The sequence below is a fragment of the Limosilactobacillus pontis DSM 8475 genome (assembly GCF_001435345.1).
GTDB lineage: Bacteria > Bacillota > Bacilli > Lactobacillales > Lactobacillaceae > Limosilactobacillus > Limosilactobacillus pontis.
The window spans coordinates 1-8,418 of the sequence record NZ_AZGO01000058.1; the positions used below are offsets into that span (position 1 = coordinate 1).

The 8,418-nt window shown below is 51.3% G+C and carries 11 protein-coding genes and 1 pseudogene; 11 read left to right on the forward strand and 1 reads right to left on the reverse strand.

Features of this window, described 5'->3' with window-relative positions; translation table 11 throughout:
• The 8 genes and pseudogenes from FD34_RS05505 to FD34_RS08905 form a co-directional block, all read left to right on the forward strand.
• On the forward strand, nt 1-186 hold a 186-nt coding region (locus FD34_RS05505; RefSeq protein ID WP_057807565.1), incomplete at its 5' end, for a transposase domain-containing protein.
• A gap of 14 nt (nt 187-200) precedes the next feature.
• Nucleotides 201-506, forward strand: coding sequence for an RNA-dependent RNA polymerase family protein (locus FD34_RS05510; protein WP_057807567.1), 306 nt, complete (start codon nt 201-203; stop codon nt 504-506).
• 134 nt (nt 507-640) lie between these two features.
• Nucleotides 641-856, forward strand: coding sequence for a hypothetical protein (locus FD34_RS05515; protein ID WP_152936744.1), 216 nt, complete (start codon nt 641-643; stop codon nt 854-856).
• A gap of 438 nt (nt 857-1,294) precedes the next feature.
• Nucleotides 1,295-1,438: a hypothetical protein gene (locus FD34_RS08785; RefSeq protein ID WP_235805994.1), complete on the forward strand. Its 144-nt coding sequence runs from the start codon at nt 1,295-1,297 to the stop codon at nt 1,436-1,438.
• A gap of 206 nt (nt 1,439-1,644) precedes the next feature.
• Nucleotides 1,645-1,719: pseudogene (locus FD34_RS08580) on the forward strand (dTDP-4-dehydrorhamnose 3,5-epimerase); the annotation flags it as partial.
• 15 nt (nt 1,720-1,734) lie between these two features.
• A complete protein-coding gene (rfbB, locus tag FD34_RS05525; RefSeq protein WP_057807573.1) occupies nt 1,735-2,778 on the forward strand; it encodes a dTDP-glucose 4,6-dehydratase in 1,044 nt (347 codons plus the stop codon).
• 65 nt (nt 2,779-2,843) lie between these two features.
• The gene (locus FD34_RS08900; RefSeq protein WP_235805996.1) at nt 2,844-3,302 is read left to right on the forward strand and encodes an NAD-dependent epimerase/dehydratase family protein; all 459 of its coding nucleotides are present in this window, start codon (nt 2,844-2,846) and stop codon (nt 3,300-3,302) included.
• Nucleotides 3,303-3,313: 11 nt separating this feature from the next.
• Nucleotides 3,314-3,685 carry an NAD-dependent epimerase/dehydratase family protein gene (locus tag FD34_RS08905; RefSeq protein ID WP_235805998.1) on the forward strand — a complete coding sequence of 124 codons (372 nt, stop codon included), beginning with the start codon at nt 3,314-3,316 and terminating at the stop codon, nt 3,683-3,685.
• 257 nt (nt 3,686-3,942) lie between these two features.
• Here the strand turns inward: FD34_RS08905 and FD34_RS05535 are convergent, their stop codons facing one another.
• Nucleotides 3,943-4,803, reverse strand: a complete 861-nt coding sequence (locus FD34_RS05535) for an NAD(P)H-hydrate dehydratase (RefSeq protein ID WP_057807575.1) — start codon at nt 4,801-4,803, stop codon at nt 3,943-3,945.
• A gap of 89 nt (nt 4,804-4,892) precedes the next feature.
• Here FD34_RS05535 and pepV point away from each other — a divergent pair, with 89 nt between their 5' ends.
• The 3 genes from pepV to FD34_RS05550 all read left to right on the forward strand — a co-directional run bounded on the left by pepV (nt 4,893) and on the right by FD34_RS05550 (nt 8,337).
• Entirely contained in the window at nt 4,893-6,293 is a 1,401-nt protein-coding gene (gene pepV, locus FD34_RS05540; RefSeq protein WP_057807577.1) for a dipeptidase PepV, read from the forward strand.
• Nucleotides 6,294-6,357: 64 nt separating this feature from the next.
• On the forward strand, nt 6,358-6,789 hold the full coding sequence (locus FD34_RS05545) for a universal stress protein (RefSeq protein ID WP_057807579.1): 432 nt from the start codon (nt 6,358-6,360) through the stop codon (nt 6,787-6,789).
• Between the two features lie 141 nt (nt 6,790-6,930).
• The gene (locus FD34_RS05550) at nt 6,931-8,337 is read left to right on the forward strand and encodes a L,D-transpeptidase (RefSeq protein ID WP_057807580.1); all 1,407 of its coding nucleotides are present in this window, start codon (nt 6,931-6,933) and stop codon (nt 8,335-8,337) included.
• The last annotated feature ends 81 nt before the right edge of the window (nt 8,338-8,418 follow it).

An 8,418-nucleotide genomic window follows, 5' to 3' on the forward strand; every position in this document is an offset into this window, starting at 1 on the left:
ACCGATGTCGTGCATGACGCTTTTTTTCAATACGTGTCGTTATTCGGTGCTTACGCTAAAATGAATCATTTGAACATCTATAAATACTTCAAGTATCTGTTTGATCACTTACCGAATCGTGAAAACAAAGATCTTGAGGGCTTTTTGCCATGGGCAAAAGAGGTCCAGGCTCAATGTCATATTTAAAATAAGCAAGCGTCATGCGTAACATCAAAACCGATGTCGTGCATGACGCTTTTTTTCAATACGTGTCGTTATTCGGTGCTTACTATGAGTTTGACTCATGGTTATCTAGTATTGCTAACCAGAATAATGGGATCTACAGAAGATATTCAGATGATTTTATAGTTGTTATTCCGGCATCCAAAGATAAAGTGAAACTGATTACTAGCCTTAAAGATAAAATTATTAAGTATAGTAAAGATAAAATCCATCTCAAAATAGAGCCTCATAAAACTCAACTACTATTCCAATCTGCCGAAAATAAAAATTTTTTAAACTTATAGGAAACACTTACAGACCATATCCAATGATTTATCTGGGCTTCTATTTTGACGGTATTTCCGTATCTTTAAGGCCAAAGAGTATATATAAGTTTGTATATCGGAGTAAACGTTCAATTAATGGATACATTGCATTCATGGACGCTCGTGAAAGATATCTGAATGCGAAAGGTCCAAGTATCTGTGTTAAAAAATTTAACAACAAAGGAGTTAAGGATTTTCGGCTAGCTAATCCAACCGAAAGATATAGGAAAGAAGAATTATATAAAAAAGCTGGTACTATGAATGCTAAACGTGTATTCAGATACCGTAAAGATGTAATTAAAAGATTTTTAACTATTGGCAAAGATTGAGCCACGCTCCTCAATGATGTCTTATGCCCGCAAGGTTCAAAGATTATTTCAGTATAGAACCCATAATAAATATAAAGTTGTGATTTGTAGGCAGGTTATGAGACAAATATTACGAAATCAGAAAAAAGTAGGTGCTTCTCTTCATAATTAGATGATGTTTATCAGCATTACATTAAGCTGTCGTAGTCTCTCCGAGTAATAAAATATCCTCTTTTAAATTACCGATAATTCTATAAGCGTATAGCTAATTAGTGTAGGGAATGAAAAAGAATATAAAGAGAATTATTTATCTCAGATTATTTTTTGATACTAATTAGTGTGCATTTTGGGGGAGATGGTAATTATAAGGGAAGAATTTTGGCTAGTGGATCTGTGACGTGGCTGTACCAATTACTTTGGGGATCAAAACAGCTAATCCCACAGTCTATTATTAAGTTAATGGTCTACTATTCATTATCAACGCTGATGCTGGCGGGAATCCTTGATATCCCAGTAATCTCGGCGTTCAAATACATCCACCAATTTGAGGAGCTTCTTGACAACGACTCAGACCTAGATCTGAACTTCTTCTATAATGTTTAGGAACATCCAAACAGTCTGGCAGAATTTATTGGGGATGACTCGGGGGACTTGATTCTAATGATAACCTATCACAGCTGGTTCAATTAGCCGTTAAAAATTATGGAGAAGTCTGTTTTGGGTTACCATGTTAACTATTTCAAACACTTTGGGATTATTAACTTTGACGACTTGATATATGCCTTATTGGTGAAAAGAAGCCAAGCTTATCTGAAAAGGACGCTGTACAGCCAACCTTTACGGAATTTAAGAAGAACAACCCGTTTGTTTACGGTGAAATCTGAAGGAGTAGCATCAATATGGAGAAAGCATTCAAAAACATTATTGTGACCGGTGGCTGCGGCTTCATTGGTTCTAACTTCGTTCATTACCTGGTCAATAACCACCCCGAGGTTGAACACATCACTGTCCTCGACAAGCTGACCTACGCCGGTAACCCGGCCAACATCGCCGGCCTGCCGAAGGACAAGGTGGAGCTGGTCGTCGGCGACATCTGTGACGCTGACCTGGTCGACAAGCTGGTCAGCCAGGCCGACGCCGTGGTTCACTACGCCGCCGAGAGCCACAACGACAACTCCCTGATCGACCCGACGCCGTTCATCAAGACCAACATCGAGGGGACCTTCACCCTGATTCAGGCCTGCCGGAAGTACGACGTTCGTTATCACCACATCTCTACTGATGAGGTCTATGGCGATCTGCCATTGCGCGAAGAGCTGCCGGGTCATGGTGAAGGCAAGGGCGAGAAGTTCACGCCCGACTCCCCATACCGGCCATCCAGTCCATACTCCTCATCGAAGGCTAGTTCTGACCTGCTTGTCCGGGCCTGGGTCCGTTCCTTTGGCCTGCGGGCGACGATTTCCAACTGCTCGAACAACTACGGGCCTTACCAGCACATCGAGAAGTTTATTCCGCGGCAGATTACCAATATTCTGAGCGGCATCCGGCCAAAGCTCTACGGCTCTGGGAAGAACGTCCGGGATTGGATCCACACCAACGACCACTCGCGCGCCGTCTGGGACATCCTGACCAAGGGGAAGATCGGTGAGACCTACCTGATCGGGGCCAACGGCGAGAAGAACAACAAGGAAGTCCTCGAGATGATCCTGGAACTGATGGGTCAACCAAAGGACGCCTACGACCACGTCAAGGATCGGCCGGGCCATGACCTGCGCTACGCCATCGACGCCACCAAGCTGCGGACGGAACTCGGTTGGGAGCCGGAATACACCGACTTTAAGACCGGTCTCCAGCACACCATCGACTGGTACACCGCCCACGAGGACTGGTGGAAGGACGAGAAGGCCGCGGTCGAGGCCAAGTATGCCAAGAACGGCCAATAACTAAATGTTATTATGTGTGATTTAAGCTGAAGTCACGTCAATACCTAAAAACGAGGTAATTACAAATGAAAATTTTAGTAACAGGTGCGAATGGTTATTTAGGCCAAGGAATTGTTGAAGAACTAAGCCAAAAAAGTAATGTAGAAGTCATCGCGACTGGCCGTAAAGTCGATCGGATAAATGTCGATGTAAAAAAAATCCCAGTTGATCTTTTCGAGGTTAAAGATCCGTATAATTACTTTGGTAGGCCCGACGTTTTACTGCATTTAGCGTGGAGAGACGGCTTTATTCATAATTCACCAGCCCACATTGACGACTTGCCAAAGCACTATAGTTTCTTGAAAAAAATGATGGAAGCAGGTATTTCACAAGTTGCGGTTATGGGAACTATGCACGAAATAGGCTTCTATGAGGGGAGTATTGATTCCGGTACACCTTGTTCCCCGGAAACGCCGTATGGGATAAGTAAGAATGCGCTTAGACAACTGGTTGCTTTAACTGCGGCGCAGAAAAAAATCACGTAACTTGGCAATGGTTGCGTGGATACTATATTGTTGGTAACAGCAAGTTTGGCCAATCCATTTTTTTAAAAATAACCCATGCAGTTGAAGAGGGTAAAAAGACTTTTCCATTCACAACGGGGCAAAATCAATATGATTTTCTTGATTATGATGATTTTTGTAAGCAGGTTGTCGCGGCTATCAGCCAGAATAAAGTAAATGGAATTATCAATATTTGCTCCGGAAAACCGGAAAAATTAAGTGATAGAGTTGAAAAATTTATTAGGGATAATAACTATGATATCAAATTAGAATACGGATCATTTCCAGACCGTCCTTATGATTCAAAGGCTGTTTGGGGAAATGATAAGAAAATTTCTGAAATCCTAAAAAACGAAAAAGACTAAAGCCACTGGGCTTTTTAAGATATTTGGATGGACGAAGGCTCTATTTGAAACTTTATAATGATTTCGTATGGTGTTCTCAGTTTAATCCCTCCCAATTTTCATCTTGATCAGTCTGACTAAAACTAACTTAGAAAATCCAATTGCGATCTGATTGTACAATACCCCCTAGGATTTGACATCTTAATAAAAGATGTTTTAACCCTAGGGGGTATTGTGCGGATCTCTCCTGACTCCGTTCGTGTTTAATGACGTGTCAACTAGTCCAGAAAACCGATGTGGTGCTCATCGGGGGCGGCCTCCATCTTCTTCATGAAGGTTGGCAGGGCCCGGCTGATCTGGTGAGGGAGGACGATGTACTGGTTCTTGGCCAGTTGCTCGGCAATGGCGCTGTGGGCGTAGACGGCGGCCAGGACCGCCTTCAGTGGCGTCTGGTGGAACTCGGCCACGAAACCGCCGACCATCCCGGCCAGGGTGTCGCCCATCCCGCCGACCGCCTGGGCGGGGGTGCCGATGGTCAGCTGGTAGGTCTGCTCCTTCGCGTAGATTTCGGTGTGGTGCTTCTTGAGGACCACCGTGGCGTCGAGCTTGTCGCGTGCCGCCCGGTTACGGTCAGGGGTCTGGTCAGCGATCTTGATCCCGGAGAGGCGCTGCCATTCCATCTCGTGGGGCGTGTAGATGATGTTACCCCGGGGGGCGGTCAGCTGCTCTTGCGCCATCAGGGTGATTGCGGACCCATCGACGACGACGTTCTGCTGGCTGGTGGTGTGGGCGAAAACGTTCTTCAGGATGTGTAGGCCCTGGTCATCGTCGCCGAGGCCGGGACCAACCACGACCGTCGTGGCCGCGGTGACCAGGCTGGCAACCTGCGTATCGTTGGTGAAGTCAGCAAACATCGCCTCGGGGAGCTGGGAGTGCAGGGCGCCGGAGTTGCTCTGGTCGGTGCAGACCGTCACCAGCCCGGCCCCGGCGCAGACACTAGCGGTGGCGGCCATGATGATGGCCCCGCCGAAGTTGCGGTTGCCCCCGACCAGGGTGACCTTGCCGAAGGTTCCCTTGAAGCTGTGCTCGGGCCGCGGCTTGATGACATCATGCAGGATTTGATTCGTTAATTTTTCCATAAAAACACTTCCTAAATGATTTCAATGTTGTAATCGACACTTTAATGGTATCATTATTTTAGCAAATTAAATAATTGGAGGAACTAAAAATGACAGACTGGTTAAAAGCGGCACAGAGTCAGGAGAAGGACTACCTGAACGACTTAACGGCCCTGATGAAGATCCCAAGTGTCCGGGATGATTCGGCGGCCACCGACGAATACCCACTCGGTCCCCGGCCGGCCCAGGCCCTGGCCGCCTTCCTGGAGATGGCGGAGCAGGACGGCTTTAGGACCAAGAACATCGACAACGTGGTCGGCTACGCGGAGTGGGGTGAGGGTGATGAAACCCTGGCGATCCTGGCCCACCTGGATGTCATGCCGGCCGGCAAGGGTTGGGATACCGACCCCTTTGACCCGGTAATCAAGGACGGCAACCTCTACGGCCGTGGTGCCTCTGACGACAAGGGCCCCGGGATGGCGGCCTACTACGCCCTGAAGTACCTCAAGGACCAGGGGGTGACCTTCAACAAGCGGGTCCGTTTCATTGTCGGGACCGATGAGGAGAGCAACTGGACCGGGATGCACCGCTACTTTGAGGTGGAACCGGCCCCAACGCTGGGCTTCTCACCCGACGCCGAGTTCCCGGTCATCAATGGTGAGAAGGGTCAGGTCTCACTGAAGATCGGTGCCCCCGCCACCAACGGCGACCAGTACGTCCTGGAGAGTTTCCACTCCGGCCTGCGCTTCAACATGGTGCCGCGGGAAGCCGTTGCCCTGGTCACGGTTCCCGACCGCAACGAGGTGACGGCGGCCTTCAGTCAGTTCGTCGACGACAACCCGATCTCCGGGACGGCTGAAGAGACCGCTGATGGCCTGCGATTGACCGTGATCGGTAAGGCGGCCCACGGGATGGAACCCGAGCAGGGGATCAACGCCGGGACCTATCTGGCCACGTTCCTCGACCGGTACGACTTCGCGGGTGGGGCCAAGAGTTTCATCCACTTCCTGGCCAAATACCTCCACCTTGATACCCGGATGGCTGGCTTTGACGGGGCCTTCACCGATCCGGTGATGGGCGAATTGACGATGAACGCCGGAATCCTGAACTTTGACCAGGACAATGGTGCTGACATCGACATGAACTTCCGCTTCCCTAAGGGGATCACGCCGGACGAGCTGGAAACCAACGTCAAGCGGGTCACCGACCAGCTGGGGATGACGGTGGCGCAGGGACCGTCTCAGAAGCCACACTACGTTGACCCTGAGGGCCCGATCGTCAAGACTCTGATGCAGGCCTATATCGACCAGACCGGCGACACTGACGCCAAACCCGAGGTCGTCGGCGGGGGGACCTATGGCCGGCTGATGGCGCGCGGGGTTGCCTTTGGGGCCCTGATGCCGCAGACGCCGAACACCATGCACCAGGCCAACGAATTCCAGCCGGTGGCCGACCTGATCAAGTCGATGGCCATCTACATGGAGGCCATCAATAATTTGGTGACTGATTAGTTCACACCTGTGCAGGAGTGGTAAAATAAAGGTGTAGTAAATAGTATTTTTTGGAGGTGTTCTTATGAGTTATCAAAAGATCCTAGTCGGCATTGATGGTTCGACGCAATCGGACATGGCCTTCAACAAGGCGGTTGAAGTGGCCCTGCAAAACAACGCCCAGCTCAACCTGTTGAGTGTGATCAACGGGGAGCGCTACCCAAGTACGGGCCCGAGCGGCTATGGTTTCGTTGACCACAGCATCTACGAGTCCGCCGTCGAAGAGATGAAGAAGCGGCTCGGCACTTACCAGACGAAGGCCGAACATGCCGGGGTCAAGGACGTCAAGACCGACGTCGTCATCGGGGCCACTGGGCTGAACGTGGTTGGCCGGCTGATCGTCGGCTCGACCGCGGCCTACACGATTCGTGAAGCACCTTGCGACGTCACGGTGGTTAAGACCGACATGAAGAACAAGAAGCTGAACATCAAGAAGGAAAACTATCCTGAAATTTAACCTGAAACCGATCCGGAGAACGTGGGCGTTCTCCGGATTTTTCGTTTGGGCTAAAGGGATGGCAAAATAATTCAAAGCTAGTATAATCATCACTGTCAGGTGGGAAACCACCACTACTTTGATGATGGGAGTAATGCGTCAATGCAATTACGACTTAAGTACCTAATTGGCGCCGTCGTGGCCCTGTTGCTCGTCCTGCTGGTGGGACTTGGTATTCACCAGCACACCCACTTCAACCGCAACACGACCATCAACGGCGTGCCGGTGGGCGGTCTGACCGCCAAGCAGGCCTACAGTAAGGTCAAGAACACCAAGCGGGCCAACCGGGTCTACCTGAATGGCCAGCTGATCTACCAGGGCAGCGCCACCGCCTCTGGCATCGGCAACGGGGACCAGGCGAAGTTTGCCCAGACCCTCAAGCAGCAGGCGACCTTCTTCCCGTCCAGCAAGCGACAGAACATCCTCGTCTGGACCAGCCAGATCAGGCACGATCCCCAGTCAGCGGCCAAGAAGCAGGCGGTGGTCAACCGCCTCCAACAGCTGAACCAGGGACGGCAGGCACCTGTCGATGCCTATGCCGTGCTGGAACATGGCCAGGTCAAGCTGGTGGCCGCCAAGCAGGGGACCCAGTATGACCAGGCCGCGCTGCTGAAGCAGTTTGACCAGCGGGCGGCCAACGGGACTGTCCGGCTGACCGCCAAGCGCCAGCGGCCCCTGACCACCTCGAGCAAGACGGTGCAAGACGAGAAGAAGCAGCTAGCCAAGCTGACCGGGCGCCGCGTCGACTACAAGGTGGAGGACAAGACCTACCACTTCACGACCACGGACGTGATCACCAGGGCCACTTACCGCGACGGCAAGTACCAGTTTGATACCAATGCGGTCGATGGACGGATCCGTGAGATCAACCGGGCCCAGGCCACCCTGGGCCGGGCCTTCAAGTTCCGGACCCACGATGGCAAGGTGATCACCACCAACCGCAAGGGGACCTATGGCTGGAAGCTCAGTACCCAGCGCGCCGGCCAGACACTTGCCCAGGCACTGGCGGATGGCAAGAAGTCCGTTAGCGCCGCCCGTGACGTCTACGGGATCGGCTACACGACCCGCGGGACCGGCTACGGTGTCACCAGCAATGACGGCATCGGCGACACCTACGCCGAGCTGTCGATTGCTGACCAGCATGCCTGGTTCTACCGGGACGGCAAGTGTGTCTTTGACGCCGATGTCGTCACCGGGGCCAACAACCCGCAGAACGAGACCCCCAAGGGCGTTTGGTACATCATGTACCAGCAGTCGCCATCCGTTCTGAAGGGCAAGAACAACGACGGTTCCAACTACGCCAGCAAGGTCCAGTACTGGTCACAGTTCACCAACAGCGGCTGTGGCTTCCACGACGCCAGCTGGCGGAAGAACTGGTCAAAGACCGCCTACCTGAGCGGGGATAACGTCGCCACCGGTGGTTCCCACGGTTGTGCCAACATGCACCCGCGGGACGCCGGGCCGGCCTACCACGCCCTCCAGGTTGGTGAACCGGTAATCGTATACTAGGATTGAAAAGAGGCCGAGAAGCTTATTTCCCGTAACTGCATTGTAATATTCGGAAAACTAAACGTGGCTGGTGAGAAAACA

Excerpts from the sequence above, each read along its gene's own strand:
- FD34_RS05510 (WP_057807567.1), top strand. The coding sequence starts at position 201 with ATGCGTAACATCAAAACCGATGTCGTGCATGACGCTTTTTTTCAATAC.
- FD34_RS05515 (WP_152936744.1), top strand. The coding sequence starts at position 641 with ATGGACGCTCGTGAAAGATATCTGAATGCGAAAGGTCCAAGTATCTGT.
- FD34_RS08785 (WP_235805994.1), top strand. The coding sequence starts at position 1,295 with ATGGTCTACTATTCATTATCAACGCTGATGCTGGCGGGAATCCTTGAT.
- rfbB (WP_057807573.1), top strand. The coding sequence starts at position 1,735 with ATGGAGAAAGCATTCAAAAACATTATTGTGACCGGTGGCTGCGGCTTC.
- FD34_RS08900 (WP_235805996.1), top strand. The coding sequence starts at position 2,844 with ATGAAAATTTTAGTAACAGGTGCGAATGGTTATTTAGGCCAAGGAATT.
- FD34_RS05535 (WP_057807575.1), bottom strand. The coding sequence starts at position 4,803 with ATGGAAAAATTAACGAATCAAATCCTGCATGATGTCATCAAGCCGCGG.
- pepV (WP_057807577.1), top strand. The coding sequence starts at position 4,893 with ATGACAGACTGGTTAAAAGCGGCACAGAGTCAGGAGAAGGACTACCTG.
- FD34_RS05545 (WP_057807579.1), top strand. The coding sequence starts at position 6,358 with ATGAGTTATCAAAAGATCCTAGTCGGCATTGATGGTTCGACGCAATCG.
- FD34_RS05550 (WP_057807580.1), top strand. The coding sequence starts at position 6,931 with ATGCAATTACGACTTAAGTACCTAATTGGCGCCGTCGTGGCCCTGTTG.